General features: G+C 41.8%; 21 protein-coding genes. 18 read left to right on the top strand and 3 right to left on the bottom strand.

Annotation, left to right across the window (positions count from 1 at the left end):
* The 4 genes from trpC to trpA are packed head-to-tail and all read left to right on the top strand — an operon-like array spanning position 1 to position 3,379.
* Complete coding sequence (trpC, locus tag M3593_RS02440; RefSeq protein ID WP_251540528.1) at positions 1 to 795, top strand: indole-3-glycerol phosphate synthase TrpC; 795 nt, start codon at positions 1 to 3, stop codon at positions 793 to 795.
* On the top strand, positions 785 to 1,414 hold the full coding sequence (locus tag M3593_RS02435; RefSeq protein WP_251540526.1) for a phosphoribosylanthranilate isomerase: 630 nt from the start codon (positions 785 to 787) through the stop codon (positions 1,412 to 1,414). The genes trpC and M3593_RS02435 overlap by 11 nt, the downstream gene beginning before the upstream one ends.
* Complete coding sequence (gene trpB / locus M3593_RS02430; RefSeq protein ID WP_251540525.1) at positions 1,404 to 2,609, top strand: tryptophan synthase subunit beta; 1,206 nt, start codon at positions 1,404 to 1,406, stop codon at positions 2,607 to 2,609. Before M3593_RS02435 ends, trpB begins: the two co-directional genes overlap by 11 nt.
* A complete protein-coding gene (gene trpA, locus M3593_RS02425; protein ID WP_251540523.1) occupies positions 2,609 to 3,379 on the top strand; it encodes a tryptophan synthase subunit alpha in 771 nt (256 codons plus the stop codon). Before trpB ends, trpA begins: the two co-directional genes overlap by 1 nt.
* A 111-nt stretch (positions 3,380 to 3,490) precedes the next feature.
* Here trpA and M3593_RS02420 read toward each other — a convergent pair whose 3' ends face one another.
* Positions 3,491 to 4,090 (bottom strand): SAM-dependent methyltransferase, encoded by a 600-nt coding sequence (locus tag M3593_RS02420; RefSeq protein WP_251540521.1) that lies wholly within the window; start codon positions 4,088 to 4,090, stop codon positions 3,491 to 3,493.
* A 400-nt stretch (positions 4,091 to 4,490) separates the two neighbouring features.
* Between M3593_RS02420 and M3593_RS02415 the strand changes: the two genes are divergently transcribed.
* The 5 genes from M3593_RS02415 to odhB all read left to right on the top strand — a co-directional run bounded on the left by M3593_RS02415 (position 4,491) and on the right by odhB (position 11,047).
* Positions 4,491 to 5,069 carry a hypothetical protein gene (locus M3593_RS02415; protein ID WP_251540519.1) on the top strand — a complete coding sequence of 193 codons (579 nt, stop codon included), beginning with the start codon at positions 4,491 to 4,493 and terminating at the stop codon, positions 5,067 to 5,069.
* 142 nt (positions 5,070 to 5,211) lie between these two features.
* The gene (gene mnmH, locus M3593_RS02410) at positions 5,212 to 6,279 is read left to right on the top strand and encodes a tRNA 2-selenouridine(34) synthase MnmH (protein ID WP_251540517.1); all 1,068 of its coding nucleotides are present in this window, start codon (positions 5,212 to 5,214) and stop codon (positions 6,277 to 6,279) included.
* A 125-nt stretch (positions 6,280 to 6,404) separates the two neighbouring features.
* On the top strand, positions 6,405 to 6,641 hold the full coding sequence (locus M3593_RS02405) for a hypothetical protein (RefSeq protein ID WP_144479731.1): 237 nt from the start codon (positions 6,405 to 6,407) through the stop codon (positions 6,639 to 6,641).
* A 274-nt stretch (positions 6,642 to 6,915) separates the two neighbouring features.
* Positions 6,916 to 9,771: a 2-oxoglutarate dehydrogenase E1 component gene (gene sucA, locus M3593_RS02400; protein ID WP_251541244.1), complete on the top strand. Its 2,856-nt coding sequence runs from the start codon at positions 6,916 to 6,918 to the stop codon at positions 9,769 to 9,771.
* A complete protein-coding gene (gene odhB, locus M3593_RS02395) occupies positions 9,758 to 11,047 on the top strand; it encodes a 2-oxoglutarate dehydrogenase complex dihydrolipoyllysine-residue succinyltransferase (RefSeq protein WP_144479729.1) in 1,290 nt (429 codons plus the stop codon). The genes sucA and odhB overlap by 14 nt, the downstream gene beginning before the upstream one ends.
* Positions 11,048 to 11,821: 774 nt before the next feature.
* Here odhB and M3593_RS02390 read toward each other — a convergent pair.
* Together M3593_RS02390 and sda are read right to left on the bottom strand one after the other, a co-directional pair.
* Positions 11,822 to 12,730 carry an NERD domain-containing protein gene (locus M3593_RS02390; RefSeq protein ID WP_251540516.1) on the bottom strand — a complete coding sequence of 303 codons (909 nt, stop codon included), beginning with the start codon at positions 12,728 to 12,730 and terminating at the stop codon, positions 11,822 to 11,824.
* Positions 12,731 to 13,236: 506 nt separating this feature from the next.
* The gene (sda, locus tag M3593_RS02385) at positions 13,237 to 13,371 is read right to left on the bottom strand and encodes a sporulation histidine kinase inhibitor Sda (RefSeq protein WP_144479725.1); all 135 of its coding nucleotides are present in this window, start codon (positions 13,369 to 13,371) and stop codon (positions 13,237 to 13,239) included.
* Positions 13,372 to 13,669: 298 nt separating this feature from the next.
* On the opposite strand from sda, the gene M3593_RS02380 reads away from it, so the two are divergent.
* The 9 genes from M3593_RS02380 (at position 13,670) to M3593_RS02340 (ending at position 21,454) form a co-directional block, all read left to right on the top strand.
* Positions 13,670 to 14,803 (top strand): MBL fold metallo-hydrolase, encoded by a 1,134-nt coding sequence (locus tag M3593_RS02380; RefSeq protein ID WP_251540514.1) that lies wholly within the window; start codon positions 13,670 to 13,672, stop codon positions 14,801 to 14,803.
* 497 nt (positions 14,804 to 15,300) lie between these two features.
* Positions 15,301 to 15,870 (top strand): FAD-dependent oxidoreductase, encoded by a 570-nt coding sequence (locus M3593_RS02375; protein ID WP_144479721.1) that lies wholly within the window; start codon positions 15,301 to 15,303, stop codon positions 15,868 to 15,870.
* Between the two features lie 148 nt (positions 15,871 to 16,018).
* Positions 16,019 to 17,659, top strand: coding sequence for an AMP-binding protein (locus M3593_RS02370; RefSeq protein WP_251541242.1), 1,641 nt, complete (start codon positions 16,019 to 16,021; stop codon positions 17,657 to 17,659).
* Positions 17,660 to 17,897: 238 nt separating this feature from the next.
* Positions 17,898 to 18,449 (top strand): GNAT family N-acetyltransferase, encoded by a 552-nt coding sequence (locus M3593_RS02365; RefSeq protein WP_251540512.1) that lies wholly within the window; start codon positions 17,898 to 17,900, stop codon positions 18,447 to 18,449.
* A gap of 173 nt (positions 18,450 to 18,622) precedes the next feature.
* Positions 18,623 to 18,892, top strand: coding sequence for a hypothetical protein (locus M3593_RS02360; protein ID WP_144479717.1), 270 nt, complete (start codon positions 18,623 to 18,625; stop codon positions 18,890 to 18,892).
* Between the two features lie 115 nt (positions 18,893 to 19,007).
* The gene (locus M3593_RS02355; protein WP_251540510.1) at positions 19,008 to 19,676 is read left to right on the top strand and encodes an SOS response-associated peptidase; all 669 of its coding nucleotides are present in this window, start codon (positions 19,008 to 19,010) and stop codon (positions 19,674 to 19,676) included.
* Positions 19,677 to 20,229: 553 nt separating this feature from the next.
* Complete coding sequence (locus M3593_RS02350) at positions 20,230 to 20,433, top strand: hypothetical protein (RefSeq protein ID WP_144479713.1); 204 nt, start codon at positions 20,230 to 20,232, stop codon at positions 20,431 to 20,433.
* 70 nt (positions 20,434 to 20,503) lie between these two features.
* On the top strand, positions 20,504 to 20,710 hold the full coding sequence (locus M3593_RS02345; RefSeq protein WP_251540508.1) for a DUF6501 family protein: 207 nt from the start codon (positions 20,504 to 20,506) through the stop codon (positions 20,708 to 20,710).
* Positions 20,711 to 20,875: 165 nt separating this feature from the next.
* A complete protein-coding gene (locus M3593_RS02340) occupies positions 20,876 to 21,454 on the top strand; it encodes a GNAT family N-acetyltransferase (RefSeq protein WP_251540506.1) in 579 nt (192 codons plus the stop codon).
* Positions 21,455 to 21,463 lie beyond the last annotated feature (9 nt).

The following is a 21,463-nucleotide window of genomic DNA, read 5'->3' as shown; positions in this document are numbered from 1 at the left end:
ATGGGAACAATACTTGATTCAATCATAGAACGAAAAAGAGTGGAAGTAGAAGAGTTGAAGAACGCTGAAATGGATATTAAGGAATCATCATTGCCGCCTAGGTCCTTAATCCAGGTTTTAAGGGAAGCCCAAAATATTGCCATTATTTCTGAATTTAAGAGAGCGTCACCCTCCAAAGGAGACATCAATCTTTCATTGGATCCTGCCCGGCAAGCTAAACTTTATGCCCGGGCTGGTGCATCTGCTATATCGGTGTTAACAGATGAAAAAGGTTTTAAGGGATCTTTCAGCGACTTGAGAAAAGTAAGGGAAGCAGTGGACCTGCCAATTCTTTGTAAAGATTTTATCGTTGATAAAATTCAAATAGATCTGGCCCGTTTCGCAGGAGCAGATGTCATTTTGCTTATCGCCTCAGCATTATCCCTTGAAGAGCTTACAGAGCTATACAAATATGCCTCTGAAAAAGGATTGGAGTGCATTGTTGAGATCCATGACGAAAAAGACCTGGAAAAGGCTATTAATATAAAAGCTCAAGTCATCGGAATCAACAATCGTGATTTAAAATCTTTCGAGGTCTATCTTGAAAATACCGAGAAGCTTGGACCGCTTGTTAAAAAAGCAGGAGCATTGCTGATCAGTGAAAGCGGCATGAAAACTAGGGGCGATATCGTCCGTGCAGCAGCGGCTGGTGCAAACGGAGTACTCGTTGGGGAGACATTCATGACTTCAGCCGATCTTAAGGAAACCTTCACTAAATTCACTGTTCCAGTCGTGAGGAATTATCATGAAAGTTAAGATATGCGGAATAAGAACGGTGGAAGCAGCACTGCACGCGGTTGAATGCGGAACTGACGCTCTTGGTTTTGTTTTTGCAAGGAGCAAAAGGCAAACTACGGCTTTAGAGGCAAAAAAGATTATTGAAACTATACCGGAACATGTCTGGAAGGTAGGAGTATTTGTCAACGAGGATGCTGGAGAAATAGAGCGAATTGCTGAGTTTGTAGGACTCACCCATATACAGCTTCACGGAGATGAAGTTCCAGCTGACTATCAGTCAATTGGCCTGCCAATAATTAAGGCTGTCTCCGTTAAATCATTGGAAGACCTTGAGAGAATTGATGCACTCGAAGCTGACTATATCCTTCTTGACAGTCCTCCAACGGAATATCGAGGAGGAAACGGCTCGAGTTTTGAGTGGAATCTGGTTAAAGCAATCGGCAAGTCAATGAAGAATATAATTTTAGCGGGTGGATTGGACCCTGGGAATATCAGCAAAGCGATCTCAAAGGTCAATCCCATGATGGTTGATGTAAGCAGCGGTGTTGAAACAAACGGGGAAAAGGACTTTGCAAAGATACAAGAATTTATAAAAAACGCAAAAAATGCAGGGGAGGAAGAGAAGTATGTCAACTAATACTTATAATTTGCCGGATGAAAAGGGGCATTTTGGGAATTATGGAGGAAGGTTCGTTCCAGAAACACTGATGGAGGCTGTACTGGAATTGGAGAAAGAATATAACCGTGCATTGGTGGATAAGGATTTTCACGAAGAACTGCAAAAGTTAATGAAGGATTATGTAGGGAGGGAAACACCCTTATACCTGGCAGGCAATCTCACCGAGCATGCCGGCGGGGCCAAAATTTATCTGAAGCGTGAGGACCTGAATCATACAGGAGCCCACAAAATCAACAATACAGTCGGTCAAGCCCTGCTTGCGGTCAGGATGGGCAAGCGAAAGATCGTCGCCGAGACCGGAGCAGGACAGCACGGGGTTGCCACAGCCACAGTCTGTGCCTTGCTGAATCTGGAATGTGTCATCTTCATGGGAAAAGAGGATATCAGGCGCCAGCAATTAAATGTCTTCAGAATGGAACTGCTTGGGGCAAAAGTGGTCAGTGTCGATGCCGGGAGCGGAACGCTGAAGGATGCAGTCAATGAAGCACTGAGATACTGGGTGACAAACGTCAGAGACACCCATTATATTCTGGGATCCGTGATGGGGCCACATCCGTTTCCTAAAATGGTCCGCGATTTTCAAAGTGTGATCGGCAGGGAAACGAAGCAGCAGTTTGTCGAAAAAGAAGGTAAGCTGCCTGATGCCCTTGTTGCCTGCATTGGCGGAGGCAGCAACTCAATTGGCCTGTTTTATCCGTTCATTGAAGATGAAAGCGTATCGATCTACGGGGTTGAAGCGGCAGGAATGGGGTTGGCAACTGACAAGCATGCAGCATCATTAACAAAAGGGAAGCCAGGAGTCCTGCATGGTGCAATGATGTACCTTCTTCAGGATGATGACGGGCAGATACAAGAGGCTCACTCGATCTCAGCTGGCCTGGATTATCCTGGTATTGGACCGGAGCATAGTCATCTTCATGATATCAACAGAGTCAATTACGAATCCGTTACAGACGAAGAAGCGGTGGATGCATTCCAGCTGCTGTCAAAGCTTGAAGGCATTATCCCGGCACTTGAAAGCGCGCATGCGATCGCGTATGCGGTCAAGCTCGCTGCCGGAATGAGCAAAGATGAAAACATCGTTGTTTGCTTATCTGGACGTGGTGATAAAGATGTACAGACGATTAAAGATCTAATGGGAGGAATGGAGTAATGGAAAGGATCGAAAAAGCCCTGACTGAAAAAAGAAAAAAGGTTTTCGTACCTTATATAATGGCAGGAGACGGAGGATTGGAAGCACTCAAGGAGAGATTGCTCTACCTTCAGGACTCCGGAGCAGACGCGATTGAAATCGGCATTCCATTTTCCGATCCCGTTGCTGATGGTCCAACCATCCAAAAAGCTGGCATCCGGGCGCTTGCTCGGGGTATCACTGTTAAAAAGGTGCTGAAAGATATTAAATCATATAAAACGGAGATCAAAATACCATTGATATTAATGACCTATGCAAATCCAGTAGTAGCGTACGGAATCAAAGCTTTTGCGGTTGATGCTGCAAATGCCGGGATTTCTGGCTGCATCATTCCGGATCTCCCGCTTGAGGAAGAAGAGTTGGTCCTTGCCCCTTTTAAACAGAATGATATATCCCTGATCAGGCTGGTCACTTTAACGACGCCAAAGGAAAGAATAAAGAAGATTGCTGAAAGTGCGGCAGGGTTCATCTATGCTGTAACAGTTACTGGAATCACAGGGTCACGAAACAAGTTCAGTGAAGATCTTGCTGAATTCTTGTCCTTTGTTAAAAGTGAGAGCCCCGTCCCAGTTTTAGCCGGATTCGGTGTCTCAACTGAAGAACAAGTCGAGGAAGTTTGCAGGCACTGTGATGGCGTGATTGTAGGCAGTAAGATCATTGATTTATTTGAACAAAATGATTTGGAAAAAATTAGGAATTTAGTTCTTTCTGCTGAAAAAATTAGTGTTTGATTTCAAGTGGATGTCTGTAATGCTACCCAAAGCGTACCAAGGAATGAAAAATAGAAAGCAAATTCGGCATTGATTGACAGAAAAAACCGCTGCTTGATTTTAGAGCAGCGGTTACTTTTTTTCTGCCGTGACGCATACTGTCAACCCAGGTCTCACTTTTAAAAAAGAGATTTCCGGATTTGCGAAACCAGTGCTAAGTAAATCTTCTTTCATTTGTTCACCTAGTTGTTTTGCTGTATCGTCGGTGGATCCTTCTTCACGCGGCTGGACAGTGAGGACGATCCTTCCTCGGCTTTCGAGTAATTTATATAATCTCTTCAACGAAATTAACGGTTTTTCCCACAGGGGATAGTTATTGACAGAGATTATTTTACTGTAACAATGATCCGGTTGGTAATCGGCTACATCACCGGTGGTAAGGTGGACTTTACCAGTTTCAATCCATGCTTTATTTCTCCTTGTGGCTTCATCCCTCATCTTATCCGATAAGTCAATTCCATCCACTAAAATGGATCCGTAGCTTGACATCAATGTCTTAATTCCATATCCAGGTCCGTATCCAATCTCGAGAATACGGTCATTTTTTTCGACATGAAGCTTCCTGATACTCCACTTATTTATTTTTCTGTTTTCAAAATACATGACAGTCCCTGCGAGTTTTCCAAGGACTCCTTTAGGCTTCTCAAATTGCTTTGCAATTGAATCAATCATTCTATCTCACCTCTGAAGTACTTCTTCCTCTCTTTAATACCAGTTTTCGTTTCCTTTTAAACTCACCCTTCTCATTCCAATCAGTTTGAGAAGTTAGGATTACAGTCATTAATAGATGAAATCGCACCGAAAAATATATAAATTGCCGGTGTTTTCAATTTATTCTGAAAATTATTTCTCGGGAAAGCGCAGGATTTGACAATAAACTACCAAGATAAGTCGAGCATGGTAATAATATGACTATTTTTGTCACGGCTGACCATCGTTATTTTTTACAAAAACGTGCGATTTGTTACAGTACTTTATCATTATATTTATATATACTTTATTTAAAGTAGTGTTGCACACATGGGAAGATAAAAGACGAAATATTTAGTTATTACAAAGGAAGTTGACCTATATGAAAATATACGAGGCGATTCTCACAATACTCCAGGAAAAGGGAAACGCAACGATCCCAGTCATATGTGAGGAAATGAATGAGCAGGCACCAAACCTGCCCCGCGACAGAAATCCGATTCTTGAACCTTCTTATATTAAAACATTGATCAGCAGGAATACTGAATGGTTCGTTCTAAATGACGACACTGTATCCATCAGGCCTGACAAAGAACCAATGCTGCTGACCGTAGTACTGCATGGTTATCCTGGGCCTGAGATGAGAGTAAGAATAGATTTTAAAAGAAATATCTTCACGTATTTTGAATGGCATCTTGATTCAAAAGCGCCTGGGCCCCTAAGGACGGGAAACTATGGCAGTTTGCTAGAATTCAAAAAACTGCTGTATTCGTTTAAGTTGTGGGATTGGCAGGATGATTACCACACAGAGGGAATTGTCGTCGATGGTACCAGCTGGTCAGTTACTCTTAATACAAAAGGAAAGACCTATGAAAGTAAAGGCCTTGAATCTTTTCCAAGGGAATGGGTGGAATTTTGCAAGGCCCTCAGCAAACTCGTTGGAATTGAGTTTTCGTGTTGACCGCAGACGCACTGCGGTTTTTTTCTTTCCCAAAATATGATACGATGGAGTTTATTAAAAAAGATTTAAGAGTAAAACTAGAACTATTTTTCAAATAATAGAAGCAGTTTTACTTTATGGACCATGGAGGTCAATTGGAAAAATGAAAGACATATCTGTACAAGAATTAATCAGCTCAAGTAAATATATCCCTGTTGATGTTAGAGCGCCAATTGAGCATAAGGAATCAGCGATACCCGGTTCTGTGAATATACCGTTGTTTACCGATGACGAAAGACAGGAAATTGGCACTCTATACAAAAAATCAGGAGAGGAAGCAGCTAAATGGCGGGCGATGGAAATTGTATCCCCGAAGCTGCCACGTCTTCTTGGTGAAATAAAAGAACTGAAAAAGACCGGTGCTGAGCCTATCATTCATTGCTGGAGAGGCGGGATGAGAAGCCGGTCCGTTGCTTCGTTCCTCGAATATGCAGGAATACCATCCTATCGGCTTGAGGGCGGATATCGCGCCTACCGGGAGTATATTTTGGAAAGAATCCCCGAAATATTACCTCAAAAGGCAGTTGTTTTGCACGGGATGACAGGGACAGGAAAGACAGATCTTTTGAAAGCTTTGCAGGAAAAAGGCTATCCTGTTGTCGATCTTGAACAAATGGCCAACCATAGGGGATCGATTTTTGGAATGATTGGGATGGGTGAAGCCCACAACCAAAAAACCTTCGATGCACTGCTATTTGATCGACTGAATGAAATAAAAGGAGCGAATTACTTTATCATTGAGGCAGAAAGCAAGAGAATTGGACGGGCTGCCCAACCTGATGAAATGATTGCCAAAAAGTCCGAGGGGATTCATTTCCTTGTCAAAAGTTCAATTCCCAAGAGGGTTCAGCGTATATATGATGAGTATGTACATCCTTTTAAAGAAGAAGCCTGGTTTGAAGAAGAAGTAAAAGAAAAAGTCACCAAGCTTCTTAGGCGGATTTCCCAGGATGCGGCAACATCACTTCAAGTTGCCTTGAAAGAAAAAAATTATCTGGATCTGATTGAAATCCTGTTAATTCATTATTATGACCCACGTTATGGACATGCACTTCAGGAGTATTCAGGTCCCTTTCATGAAATCGATGCTGATGCGCCTGATGTATTGGAGCAACTTGAGAAAAAAATCACACACGCTATTACTAATTCCAATAGTGGTTTAAAAATTTGATGGAATGGTAATTAAGTAAGGAGAGCAATTATTTTGCTTTCCTTTTCTTTATGAGTTTTATCACTGAATATTTAGATAATTTGATATATAATATAGTAAGGGACTATTTCGTGGGAGGCTGGAATATGAGCGAATCAAAAACTTGTCATCATCGTTTTTCAATGCATGAAGAAGGCGTTGGATTCACCAATAATGATGGAGTCGACATATTCAATGCAGGTTCAAGGTTCCAAAAAAGCATTACCTGTGGTCACAGTGAATTGCCTGTTGAACATAATGAAATGATTGAGGCAAATCAAATAGAAAAAAGAAATAACCTTTTTGCGCCGAAGAACATGTATGTCACCATGATGAATCTTTAAGAATATGAATGTCTTTATATATTTTTAACCTATAACCGGTAACCACCGGTTTTTTTTATTGTGTACATTTTTATGAAATAATAAAATCCGGGAAATTATTTAACACTATAGTGATAGTCAAAACCTTTGGTTAAAAGAAAATATCATGTTAAAATATCAATGTAACCGTTTGATATCTGAATTATATTATTATTCTTTGATTTTACCGTTAAAAAAGAATACGACAGGGTAACAAATAATTAGCATACTTTACGAAAAGCAAGGGGGTTATATGATGAAAAAGCCTGTTACGGAACGTACAGAATGGCCGGGATTTTATGGGGCCAATCAAGGATATGTGGAAGAATTGTATGAATTGTACCTGCAAGACCCAAATGCGGTAGATCCTGAGATGAAGGCATATTTTGAACAGAACTCTAAGAAGAGAATGTCAGCAAATCAAGATGTCAATTTTCCGAAGTCAACGGCAGCATATACGTCTGGAAATCCTGCCAAAATCGCCGCCGTACTGAGATATGCAGATTATATTCGTTCGAACGGCCATTTATCTGCAAATATCTACCCTTTACAGTCAGGAAGTTTAGACACTGTGCTGGAAGGCCTGGAAAAGTGGGGACTGGCCGAAGAAGACTTAAACATGGTCCCTGTAGATCTCATATGTCCAAGTGCTCCTCCTGCTGTAAAAACTGGAAAAGAAGCCTTTGAATATCTGAAAAAAGTATATTCCAGTACAATAGCGTACGAATTTGAGCATGTAAATCAATTGGATGAAAAAGAGTGGCTAAGGAACAAAGTAGAATCAGGAGCACTGATTCCACAGGTGGAAGATGAAAGGAAGATTGGCTTATTTGAGCGCCTGGCAGAGGTCGAAAACTTCGAGAAATACCTGCACAGGACGTTTGTTGGGCAAAAACGTTTCTCAATCGAAGGCCTTGATGCAATGGTGCCGCTTTTGGATGAAGTTATAGCCGGAGCGGTAAATAATGGTGTTGAGACTATTAATATCGGAATGGCTCACCGGGGAAGGCTTAATGTCCTTGCCCATGTTTTAGGTAAGCCGTATGAGATGATTTTTGCCGAATTCCAGCATGCGCCAAACAAGGAATTGGTGCCTTCTGAAGGCTCGATTGGAATCAATTTTGGATGGACTGGAGATGTAAAGTACCATCTGGGAATTGACCGTAAAATCAAATCAGGTACTACCGCCAATGCAAGATTGACACTTGCCAATAATCCAAGTCACCTTGAATTCGCCGGCGCGGTTGTTGAAGGCTTTACACGTGCAGCGCAGGATGACCGAAATCTCCCCGGATATGCAAAATATGATCCTGTTAAGGCGATGGCTATCCTGATTCATGGTGATGCGGCTTTTCCAGGACAGGGGATTGTGGCGGAAACCTTGAATTTAAGCCGCTTGCACGGATTCAAGACCGGCGGAACTGTTCATGTCATAGCAAACAATACGATTGGCTTTACAACAGAATCCATGGATTCCAGATCAACAAGGTATGCCAGTGACCTTGCAAAGGGATATGAAATACCAATCATCCATGTGAACGCCGATGATCCCGAAGCCTGTTTGATGGCAGCAAGGCTGGCCTTTGAATACAGGAAGACATTCGGCAAAGATTTCTTGATTGACTTGATTGGGTACCGACGATTCGGCCATAACGAAATGGATGAACCAATGACAACCAATCCGGAAATGTATAAGCTTGTCCACAATCACCCAACAGTCAAGGAGCTTTACGGGAAAAAGCTCGTATCTCAGGGTGTGTTCACTGAAGAAAAACGGGCAGAAATAGAAGATAAAATAAACTCAACCCTGAAAGCGGCCAATGAAAAAGTTCCAAAAGCAGAGAAAGAGGTTAAAAGAGAGCCTGATATTCCAGAAGTAGTTGAAATGGGCATTCCGAGGATCAATACAGGGGTACCGGCAGAGATTTTGAAGAAAATTAATAGTGACCTTCTTAAATGGCCGGAAGGCTTCAATGTTTTCAATAAATTGGCGAAAATCCTGCAAAGAAGGCAGGATGCATTCGCTGAAGACGGAAAAATCGATTGGGGCCTCGCCGAGACTCTGGCCTTTGCTTCCATTTTACAAGAAGGGACGCCAGTAAGATTGACAGGTCAGGATTCAGAGCGCGGAACGTTTGCCCAAAGAAATCTTGTGCTGCATGACAGTAATAGCGGGGAACAATTCTCGCCGCTCCATACTTTGGCGGATGCCAGGGCTTCTTTCTCCATCCATAATAGCCCTTTATCTGAGGCGGCAGTTGTGGGATTTGAATATGGCTATAATGTTTTTGCTCCCGAAACCCTGGTTCTCTGGGAAGCTCAATATGGAGATTTCGCGAATGCTGCTCAGGTCCTGTTTGATCAGTTCGTCGCAGCTGGAAGGGCAAAGTGGGGACAGAAATCAGGTCTAGTGATGCTTTTGCCGCACGGATATGAAGGACAGGGACCAGAACATTCGAGTGGCAGGGTTGAGAGATTTCTAACTTTAGCCGCAGAAAATAACTGGACTGTTGCCAATCTTTCCTCTGCGGCCCAATACTTCCATATCCTCAGGAGGCAGGCAAAGATTTTAAAACAGGAATCGGTTCGCCCTCTCGTGTTGATGACACCTAAAAGTCTGTTAAGGAACCCGCTGGTAGCGGCAGACCCAACACAACTGACTGAAGGAAGCTTCGAGCCAATTTTCGAACAGCCTGGACTTGGGTCTAAACCTGAGCAAGTGGAAAGGGTCGTGTTATGTTCCGGAAAAGTGAGCATCGATATTGCAGAGCAACTAAGTGGTGAGGACAATGACTGGCTGCATGTGCTAAGAGTTGAAGAAATCTATCCTTTCCCGCTGAATGAGCTAAAAGAAATATTAGGCCGTTATCCAAACTTAAAAGAAGTCGTTTGGGTCCAGGAAGAACCTAAAAATATGGGAGCCTGGACATTTGTTGAACCGCGGATCAATGAAGCGGCTCCAAAAGAAATCAAAGTAGCCTATATCGGACGCAGAAGAAGGTCCAGTCCGGCTGAAGGAGATCCTAATACCCATAAGTTGGAACAAGCAAGGATCGTTCGCGATGCACTGACTAAGACAAATAGAGGAGGAAACGACAATGGCAGAAATTAAAGTTCCTGAACTCGCTGAATCAATTACCGAAGGAACGATTGCCCAGTGGCTGAAACAAAAGGGTGACCAAGTCCAAAAAGGTGAATATATCGTTGAACTGGAAACGGATAAAGTCAATGTGGAAATTATTTCTGATTATGATGGAGTTTTGACAGAACTGCTTGCGGAAGAAGGCGATACTGTTAAAGTTGGGGAAGCCATAGCAGTTGTAGGTGAACAAGCTGGCGGAGAACAGATCAAAGCTGAGGAACAGGGCAAGGAAGCTGAATCCCCAGATGAACCTGCTGAAAATCAACAAACTCAGAGCGCACAACCTGAGAACCAAGCTGGCAGGGAAGAACATTCTGCAGATGATGACAGTCAGGGCCGGGTTATTGCTTCTCCTGCAGCACGAAAACTCGCGAGGGAAAAGGGGATCAACCTGAACCAGGTGTCTTCTCAGGATCCACTTGGAAGAGTCAGGAAGCAGGATGTTGAATCGTATACCCCTAACCAGCAAAAGCCAGAAGACAACAAGCCTGCAAATAACAGGCCGGAAAAAGCGGCACCCGCAGCTGCTGCCAATGAGGATAATACTCGCTTTGAACGCATCAAGATGTCAAGAAGACGGCAGACCATCGCCAATAGGCTGGTAGAGGTACAACAAACAGCAGCCATGCTAACAACCTTCAATGAAGTCGACATGACAGCCGTCATGGAATTGAGAAAGAAGTGGAAGGACCGCTTCTTTGAAGAAAACGATGTCCGCCTAGGCTTCATGTCTTTCTTTACAAAAGCGGTTGTCGCAGCATTGAAGAAGACACCGTATCTGAATGCAGAAATCCAGGGTGACGAGTTTGTCCTGAAGAAATTTTACGACATCGGTGTCGCAGTTGCTGCAGATGAAGGACTGGTTGTCCCAGTAATCAGGGATGCCGACAGGAAAAACTTTGCTGAGATCGAACGCGACATCAATGATCTCGCCGAAAAAGCGAGATCGAACAAGTTATCCTTGAAAGACCTTCAGGGTGGAAGCTTCACGATCACAAATGGAGGCGTGTTCGGATCATTGCTATCAACGCCAATCCTCAACGGCCCGCAGGTAGGAATCCTTGGCATGCACACCATCCAGCTTCGTCCAGTAGCAATCGATAGGGACCGCATGGAAAACAGGCCAATGATGTACATCGCCCTATCCTACGACCACAGGATCGTTGACGGAAAAGAAGCAGTTACCTTCTTGAAACACATTAAACAGCTCATGGAAGACCCAGAATCATTGTTGTTGCAGGGATAAGTATTGGAAAAGCACTGCCGAGATTGGCAGTGCTTTTCGTCTTATTTGAGAATTGAGCGGTGGCTAGCGATCGAACTCTGGAGCTGTGAAGTTTGTCAAGAAATCGATGTTATTTTGACAGGTTTGTAGGATGAAGCCGCTAAGCTGTCAAAAAACCGATATTATTTTGACAGGTTTGGAGGATGAAGCGCCAAAGCTGTCAAAAAACCGATATTATTATGACAGGTTTGGAGGATGAAGCGCCAAACCTGTCAAAAAACCGATATTATTTTGACAGGTTTGAAGGAAAGAGCGCCAAAGCTGTCAAGAAAGTGATGTTATTTTGACAGGTTTGGAGGAGGAAGCGCCAAAGCTGTCAAGAAAGTGTTGTTATTTTGACAGGTTTGAAGGAAAGAGCGCCAAAGCTGTCAAGAAAGTGATGTTATTTTGACAGGTTTGGAGGAGGAAGCCGCTAAGCTGTCAAAAAACCGATATTATTTTGACAGGTATGAAGGATGAAGCGCCAAAGCTGTCAAGAAAGTGATGTTATTGTGACAGGTTTGAAGGTTGAAGCCGCTAAGCTGTCCAAAAAACGATGTTATTTTGACAGGTTTGGAGGATGAAGCGCCAAAGCTGTCAAGAAAGTGATGTTATTGTGACAGGTTTGAAGGTTGAAGCCGCTAAGCTGTCAAGAAAGTGATGTTATTTTGACAGGTTTGAGGTTGAAACCGCTAAGCTGTCATGAACCGTGTCTAACCTTAGGATTTAAACCCCAGATAGTCACCAACTCAGCAATCATTCAAAATATACGTCTTTTGTCTTGCCAACTGTTTTATAGTTCTTCTTCAAAACTCTCAAGAATGTCCTCTTACTAACCTTCCCATTACACCAATCATAAATATTTTGTGTGGTGATTTTTATTTCAGGAAAAAGTACCTTGATTTCCTCTATATGTCGCAGGATCGCCTTTTCGATTCTTTCATGTGTTCCGCACTTTCCGCAAACGAGGTCGTAATGATCTACCTCAGTATTCAATGACCCACATTCCCGGCAATGCATTCCTTTTTCCAGCTGTTCATATTTGTAATTTGGAAAAGTGGAATATGGATTTTTAGTTTGATGCATTGAAAGCAGGGTTTGAGCTAGTTTCTGATGGCTCTTGTCCAATGCAGAGGGTGTGTTGTTTAGCTCTTTAATAAATCTTTTTACTTGTGTTGGTAGAATGATTGGCTGATCTATAGGGGCCTGGTAAAGGGTGAATTCAGGGTTGACGAAGACGGCGGAGGCACGGACGAGGTGGTCCATGTTAAGGTTTTGGAGCAGCTGACGGAATAGGGTTTCACTTCGTTTTAATTGGATGACAGGGTTTTTTTGCTCTCTTCCGCTATTGACGGATAACAATTTTTCTCCATCGATATAATAATCTCCTTCGTGATATTTCACATCGTTAAGATAAACCGCATCCTTGGAAATGATCACTTTATCAAGCTGGAAATATGAATTATTCACCTGGAGGAGCAGGTCGTCAATGATATACCTTTCTTCCGATAGGCTTTCGGTCATCCTGTCGAATATCAATTCGCCTGTATAACCTTTTTCCATAGACTTCAACCTGAATTTTTCATTTGAGGGCAAATCCATTCGTTTGTTCAAATACCTTAATGTTAATAATTCCAATGGCTCGGTGCGTACTTTAAGTAACATGGTCCACTTCCTTTCTATATTTTTATTGTAAGCTAATTGCTCACAGACATTTGTGAATTTTTTGTTAACAACATCCGACAAAAAAAACCGCTCCACTGCCAATCAGGCAGCAAAGCGGCGATTTTCTTAAGGTACTTTTCGTTATTTCAGTTTTCAATTCCAAATCACAAGCGACAATGTCAATAAGGTACTTTTCTTTTTGTCAGTTTTCAATTCCAAATCACAAGCGACAATGTCAATAAGGTACTTTTCTTTTTGTCAGTTTTCAATTCCAAATCACAAGCGACGATGTCAATAAGGTACTTTCCATTTTTTCAGTTTTCTAATCCAATTCACAAACAGCGCTGTCACTAAGTTTCTTTTCAAGATTTCAGTTTTCAATTCCAAATCACAAGCGGCAATGGTCATTAGGCTTTTCAATTTTTTAGTTTTCCACCATAAATCAAAGCTGCGTTGTCACTAGACATTCTTTCACAGGTCTTCTTTTGCCATTTTTCCAAATCTGTTTAACGGTTCTTAAATGGCTTGAGTCCTCTTTTGGATATTTCTGTTTTTAATACCTTTGCCCATTCTTTATCACTTTCCGACTTTAATGCATCACGATACGAGACCACCAATTGTTCATTGCTCATAATTTTCATTTGCATTCCTCCTCGGTAAGAATGGATTGAATTTTCAAACTATATTGTATAGTTTCATTCATTGTAAAGGTTTATTAAGTATTTGAAAACCCATTATGAAGATTTTTTTTTAGCAATTTTTTCTTGTTACAGAAGACAATCGATTGATTGCCTGATCTAATAGGTAAAACACCATTCGCACATTAGTAAACAAAAAAAGCTTGCAATTTTATTATCAACCATTTATTATATACCCATAAGGGTATTGGATGGGGATCTGGTACCATGACATATCTTTTATACAGGGAGGAATTTTAAAATGGGTATGCAAGCGATCACTGCTGAAAAATTAAATGAATGGGTAGTTAGCAAGAAGGATTTTTTCATTTTTGATGTAAGAAATGTTAAAGACTTTGAAGACTGGAAGGTTGAGGGTGAGAATATTGATTACCTCAATATCCCTTACTTTGAATTGATTGACGGCGTGGAAGAGGTTGTTGACCAGCTTCCTAAGGATAAGGATATCGTCGTTATCTGCGCTAAGGAAGGCTCTTCAGTCATGGTAGCTGAAATGCTTTCTGATGTTGGTTTCGAAGTATCATACCTTTCCGGCGGAATGAAGTCATGGAGCGAATATCTATATCCGGTTGAAGTGTATAAGGATGACGAAATCAAAGTTCTTCAGTTCATCCGTGTTGGAAAAGGCTGCCTGTCATACATGGTCCTTTCTGAAAACGAGGCACTTGTTGTTGACCCTTCAAGGTTCACAAACCGTTATACAGACGTTGCTGAAAAAGAAAATGTGAAAATCACTCACATCGTCGATTCACATCTTCATGCTGACCATTTGTCTGGCGGCAAGGAACTGGCTGATATAACTGGAGCAAAATATTATTTAATGAAGAGTGAAGGCGCAGTATTTGACTTTGAAGCGCTGGAACAGCATGATAAAATTGAATTTGAGAATATCATACTCGAAGTATTAGCCGTCAAAACGCCTGGGCATACCCCTGGCAGTGTTTCGTTTTTCGTGAATAATAAACTTTTATTCTCCGGAGATACCATCTTCGTAAACGGTCTTGGCCGTCCAGATCTTGGCGGTAAAGCTGCAGAGTGGGCAAAAGACCTGTATGATACTGTGTATAGCAAGGTATCGCAAATTGCAGATGACGTGATTGTTTTGCCAGGACACTATGCTGCTTTTGACGACGAGGTGAATGCGGAAGGTTTCATTGGAAGCCAGTTAGGTTTGATCCGCAAGCAAAATGAAATCATGGCAGGCAAGACAATCGAGGAGTTTGTCGACCATGTAGCACAATCCGCATCAAGCGAGACACCGCCAAATTTTGAAGATATTGTTGCAATCAACCGCGGTGTGAAAGAAGTGACAGCAGAAGAAGCAATGGAGCTGGAGATCGGTCCTAACCGTTGCGCTGTCCACCACACTCATTAAAAAAGGCTGTTTTCGTAAAGATTGTTGTTAAAATCTTAAAGCCGATTTTAACGTGCTATAAGCAATTTTGCAGTTCGTTTTTAAGTGTGCAAGCTCTTTTCTCATAATAAGCTTGATTTTATAAAGAAAAATAGGTCATTCAATCCAATTTAGTAGTCAATAGCAACAAAGTTTGAGAAAAGAGCCTTAAAAAATAAAAGAGGAGAGCACTGCTTTCCTCTTTTTATTGGTTTATACCATAAAGCATGTGAGGTGAGAATTTTTGGAAGAAGAAAAAAATAAAACAAATCATTGTGCTGGCGGTTCCTGAGGAATCGGACCAAAGCGTACAGGTGATGAAGGACAGGGGAAGTTTTCAGGCTTTCCTCCTATATGACCAGCCACGTACGTATGGCTCCTGGCAGGAGTCATTTATTTGATTTCTAAATTATTTTAAGCCTTCCTGTCAGGTTAGGGAGGATACATAAAGATGTAAACGAAATTCGGGAGGTATATCTATGTTGGATGTTTTAGTGGTTGGCGGCGGGATTTCAGGTGGTTCTGCGGCCATTTATACTGCCCAGGGAGGATTGGACACCGCGGTCATCGATTCTGGAAAATCCCAGATTAAGCAGGTTTCAAAGGTGTTTAATTATCCTGGAATTAAAGAAATTACTGGACCAGAGCTGCTCGGAAACATCAAGGAACAAGCTGTTGCTGCTGGGGCTGAATGGTTTGAGGGAACAGTACAATCTGTTGAACAGAAGGAAAGTGCCTTTGAAGTATCCTTGGCGGACGGAAGAAAGCTGGAAACGAAGTATCTTGTGGTTGCTACAAATATTCAGACTTCCATTCTCGAGAGCATTGGCTTTGAACTGGCTGTTAATGAGAAAGTGCCCAGCGGAAAAATAAAAAAGGTGCTCGGTATCGATCCGGACGGAAAAACCCATATTCCGAATCTATATATCACGAGCTTGCTTGCAGGCTTGTCAAGTCAGTCCGTCATCGCATCCGGGCACGGTGCCTCTGTAGGCATTTCAATTGTGTCTGCAGAGACAGGTAAATCCTATATGTGGCATGACAAATGATAAAGCAGGGAAATCTCCCTGTTTTTTTATTTTTTTTAGGAAAAAGGAAGGAATACATTTCAAAAAAATTGAATATTCAAACTTAGGTGATATAGTTAGTGGTAAACGCTTACATAATTAAACTTAAGGAGGTTAAAGGATGGGGAATTTGCTGCCATATACTGTAGGGGAGTTACTGGAGGTACAAGCAAAAAGATATCCTGAACATGACGCTGTTGTTTATGCAGACAGGAATCTCAGGTTGAATTACAAGGAATTCAATGAGCTTTGCAGGAAAGCTGCAAGGGGACTGATGAAGCTGGGAGTTAGAAAAGGAGAGCATATTGCCGCCTGGTCTTCCAATACTCCAGAATGGGTGGTATCACAGTTTGCTTCAGGGAAAATGGGAGCGGTCCTGGTTACCGTCAATACGAACTACCGGACGGCTGAATTGGAATATTTGCTAAAGCAGTCAGATTCGACAACAATCATCCTGATGGAGCAGTTTAAGGATACTTCATACATTGATATGGTTTATGAAATTGTTCCTGAACTAAAAACGAGTGAACCTGGAAAGCTTGAAAGCGCCCGACTGCCATTTTTAAAAAATGTCATTGTCATGGGTGAAAAACGCTTCCCTGGTACATACAGCTGGCAGGATATTCTGGACATGGCGGATGGTGTTTCTGAAGATGAGCTGGACCAGCAGATGGCTACGTTAAAGCAGAGTGAAGTCATCAACATGCAATACACTTCGGGCACAACAGGTTTTCCGAAGGGTGTCATGCTCACCCACAGCAATATTGTGAACAATGCATATAATGTGGCTTCAGCTATGAAGCTGACTGATGAGGACAGGCTGTGCATCCCGGTACCGTTTTTTCATTGCTTCGGCTGCGTGATGGGTACACTTGCCTGCGCGACTGTAGGGGCAACAATGGTTCCTATACAGGAATTCAGCCCAAAAGCCGTCCTGGAAACGGTCGAAAAAGAAAAGTGTACTGCACTTCACGGGGTTCCTACGATGTTCATTGCCGAATTAAATGATCCAGAATTTGAAAAATATGATTTGTCATCTTTGAGGACGGGGATCATGGCAGGTTCGAATTGTCCGATAGAAGTGATGAAAGCTGTGAATGAGAAAATGGGAGCTTCTGAAATAACGATTGCCTATGGGCAGACTGAATCTTCCCCGGTCATCACACAGACAAGAACGAATGATCCGTTAGAATTAAGGGTAGAAACAGTCGGAAAAGCACTTCCGGAGGTTGAAGTGAAGATTGTCAAACCTGGCACGATGGAGGAGGTTCCACGCGGAGTACAGGGTGAATTATGCACACGAGGCTATCATGTCATGGATGGATATTACAAAAATCCTGATGCAACCAGGGAGGCGATCGATGAAGAAGGATGGCTGCACACGGGTGATCTTGCAGTAATGGATGAAAATGGATATTGCCGCGTGACCGGGCGATTAAAGGATATGATCATCAGAGGCGGGGAAAATATCTACCCGCGTGAAATAGAAGAATTTTTATACAGCCATCCGAAGGTTCTTGATGTCCAGGTGGTTGGAATACCGGATAGTGTTTATGGCGAGGAAGTGATGGCATGGATCATCATGAAAGAGGGTGAGAAGGCTACAGCAGGTGAAATCCAAGAATACTTCAAAGGGAAAATCTCAAAACACAAAATCCCGAGATATATTGAATTCACTGAAAGCTACCCTATGACGGCTTCGGGGAAAATCCAGAAATTCAAGCTAAGAGAACAAGCTATGGAAGCGGTGGAACAATTTAAAAGAGTATAAATGAGAAGGGATGGAATCAATAGATTCCGTCCTTTTCTATTGATTATTTTTTCCTAACTAACCTTAAGGAAAACCGGAGTCCTGGTTTATGGAATCTTGCCGGGCCCTCTTCATGGATTACCTGGCATTTATAATTCGATAACCAATCAATTTATGCGGAAATAAAAAATTTAAAATGATGTACAATTCAGCATGAAAAGATTAAAATCGTAAAGCAGGAAATTTTTGGAGGTAAACGATGCTGATAACCGAAAAAATTAAGAGTGTTAAAAACCTGACTTATACGATTAGATCGGCTGTTGAGGCAGATGGGGAGGCATTATCTGAATTAAGGCTGCAAATTGATGGGGAAACCGAAAATCTAGACCGTGAACCTGGTGAAGCTTATATTGATCCAAAAGGCTTTCAATCATTAATTAAAGCGGATTCAGATAGTGAGAGAAATCTATTTTTAGTGGCGGAAATGGATGGAAAGCTTGTTGGTTTTTCGAGGTGTGAAGGGACGGATTTGAAGAGATTCAACCATAAGGTTGAGTTTGGTGTAGGAGTCTTAAAGGAGTTCTGGGGCTTTGGGATTGGAAAAAGTCTGTTGCAGGAATCGATATCATGGGCTGATGAAAGTGGTATACATAAAATGACTTTGAATGTAATGGAAACAAATGAAGGTGCAAGGAAGCTATATGAAAGTCTTGGATTCGAAGTCGAAGGAATCCTAAAGAATGATAAAAAGCTCTCCGATGGAAAATATTATAATATGCTTATAATGGGGCGCTTGAACTTTCAAAAATAAGAAAGTGTAAATTAGCAAATTATATACACGTAATTACGAAATTTACAACATCTTTTTGAACTTTTTGTTACAACTCCAATGGTAGTATATTATTTAATACCATTACTCCCTATAATATAGTGTAAATACTTGTACCTGTAGCTGCAGGAATGAGAAAATGGGGGTCTGGTCGCATGAAATGGCTATTGGTTTTATTACTGACAACCATAAGTGTTTTATTTTTATTTAAAGGGCTCGAACTGTGGTCGGTCATTAACCATGTGGATGGAAATGGGATAAGGGTAAGCTTTTTGGGATTGGATATAAATGATCATGTATTGAATGAAAGTATATCAGGTTATGCCCTTGGGTTTACAATAGCATCGCTCATTCCTTTCCTGGTTGCGGCAAATATCGCGCTCAAAGCGAAAATCAAAAAGAATATAGATCCAAAGAACGTTTAAAGTAGCCTGGCTTAAAATAGAAGCTGGGCTTATTTTTTTCTATATGAAGGAATACGTTACTTTCTGAAAAGCAAAGGGAATGATATGAACAGTATAAAGATTGGAGGAAGACAGAATGTGTGGACGGTTTTCTTTGTTTGAAGACATAAACTCACTGAAGGGACAATTTCAATTCGAATTCCCTGAGGACATAGATGCCCGATACAACATTGCTCCCGGTCAGGACATTCTGACAGTGGTTGATCAGGGGGAAGGCAGGGGTGGAGCGAGGATGAGATGGGGGCTGATCCCTTTCTGGGCAGATGATGAAAAAATCGGTTACAGGATGATTAATGCTCGCGCTGAGACAGTCGATGAAAAAGCGAGCTTCAAGCAGGCGCTGAAACAAAGGCGGTGTCTGATACTGGCTGATGGATTTTACGAATGGAAAAAAGAAGGGAAACAAAAACACCCTTTTCGTTTTGGCTTGAAAAACAAGAAGCCCTTTGCTTTTGCAGGACTGTGGGAAAGCTGGAATAAAGGTGGAAGGAGCATTACTTCCTGTACAATCATTACGACAAAACCGAATGAAGTCACCGAAAAGGTACATGACAGAATGCCTGTCATTCTCCCGGAAAACAGGATTGGAATGTGGCTTGACCATTCAATAGATAACACTGATGAACTAAAAAAACTTTTGGTTCCCTATGAGGCAGGGGAGATGGAATCCTACGCGGTATCCACTGAAATTAACTCTGCAAAAAATGAGGGTAAAGAACTTATTGCACCATTAAACAGTCTATAATAAATGCTTTTGCGTACTTAATCGATGATATTTAAAGTGTCGGTTGATGTGTGTCTCAATTGTAATGCCAAAAGACCATGGGTATGAAAGATTCTAATTTTAAGGATCTGTTAAAGCTGAATGTTGTTTTTTAAACCCTGTTGATTGTAGTGGAAGGCGCGAAGACTCCTCCGAAAATGCTAACGCATTTCCATCGTGCGTGGGCAGATTCGAGGAAGCCATTCAATGTCCTGCGGGCGCAGCTGATCAGTTGAGACCCCGCAGGAGCAAAGCGACGAGGAGGCTCAGCGCCAGCCCCAAGGAAGAATTGCTTATGAAAAAGACGGCAATTGGTCTTTTTCATACTCTTCCAGCGGAAAGCGAAGCGCCTGGAACAAAAATCAACAGCCTTGTTAAACAGAGCCAATTTTTAAAAAAGAGCCTGTACAAAAACAAGTGCAAATCTTAAGAAAAATTTACCTTTTTCGCCGGATGTTTAATACAAGTCTTGATGGTGGTATAGATACTCACAGCCAAACACCAAGATGAAAACATCCTGGAAAGAGGGGTTAACATGAAGGGATTTTCCAAAACAGATTTTTATGAGCTGATTTATAAGAATGAACGGCTATCTTTCTTACAATATATTCGAAAAGATATCATTTGTGATGTTTGTTATATAACGCTGAAAAATGTGATTACAGGTGAAACCATGACATTTGATAAATCAGAAATCCGCGGGTTGCGCGTTGCTGGTGATGCAGCGAATGCCAGCTGAGTATTGCCTTTTCGATCACCTTATCCTTATACTATATAGTATGAAATTCAATTAAGGGAAGTGGCATAGGATGATCCATACAAACTGGCATGAACGTGAAACGATAAAGAAACTTAAATGCGTTCATACGAATGCAAAAAAATACATCGTCGATCAAAAGCTGACAACAGGAAAAATGTATGACGTGAAAAATGAAACGGAAGAGTTTTACTTCATTGTCGACAATTCCGGTAAAGTTGGCGGATATTATAAAGAGTATTTTGAAGAAGTGAAGTAAGACAATGGCTGCCCAGTTTACTGGGCAGTTTCTGTTTGTAAATAAGATATGCAAAGTGCTTGTTTCACGAATACAAGATTTAATAGAAAACTTTGAAAAAACCCTCCTGGAACATATTATTCAATGATATGATTATGAAATACAGATCGCTAGGGAGTGGGGAAGATGGACGATAGGCTCACGCTTGAAGGAGAAACAGTAAGACTGATCCTTATGAAACCCGACCAGCTGGATGACTTATGGGAAGCGGGCAAGAATCAGTCAATCTGGGAATTTACAGCATCAAAAATCCAAAGCAAGGAAGATATGAAAAAAGTTATCGAGGCCGCGATGATAGCAAAGGGTGAAGGGACACAAATTCCATTCACGGTAGTAGAGAAACAAACAGATAAAATCATTGGCAGCTCAAGGTATCTTGATCTTTCCAAGGTAAATAAATCATTGGAAATAGGCTGGACCTGGTACAATCCAGATTACTGGAGAACAAGAGTGAATACAGAAACAAAATTCCTGATGCTTCAGTATGCGTTTGAAAATCTCGATGTAAACAGGGTGCAATTTTGCACTGATTCAAGGAATGTACGTTCCCAAGCTGCAATTGCCCGTCTCGGTGCCAATAAAGAAGGTGTACTTCGGAAACATCGTATCATCGCCGATGGCTTTGTAAGGGATACCGTTGTCTTCAGTATCATCAAAGATGAGTGGTTAAAGTTGAAACCTATGCTGCTGGACAAGATGAAATAGATGGCGCTG

The organism is Mesobacillus sp. MER 48, from assembly GCF_023714225.1.
Taxonomy (GTDB): Bacteria; Bacillota; Bacilli; order Bacillales; family Cytobacillaceae; genus Mesobacillus; species Mesobacillus oceanisediminis_A.
This window is presented reverse-complemented; position numbering and strand designations above follow the sequence as displayed.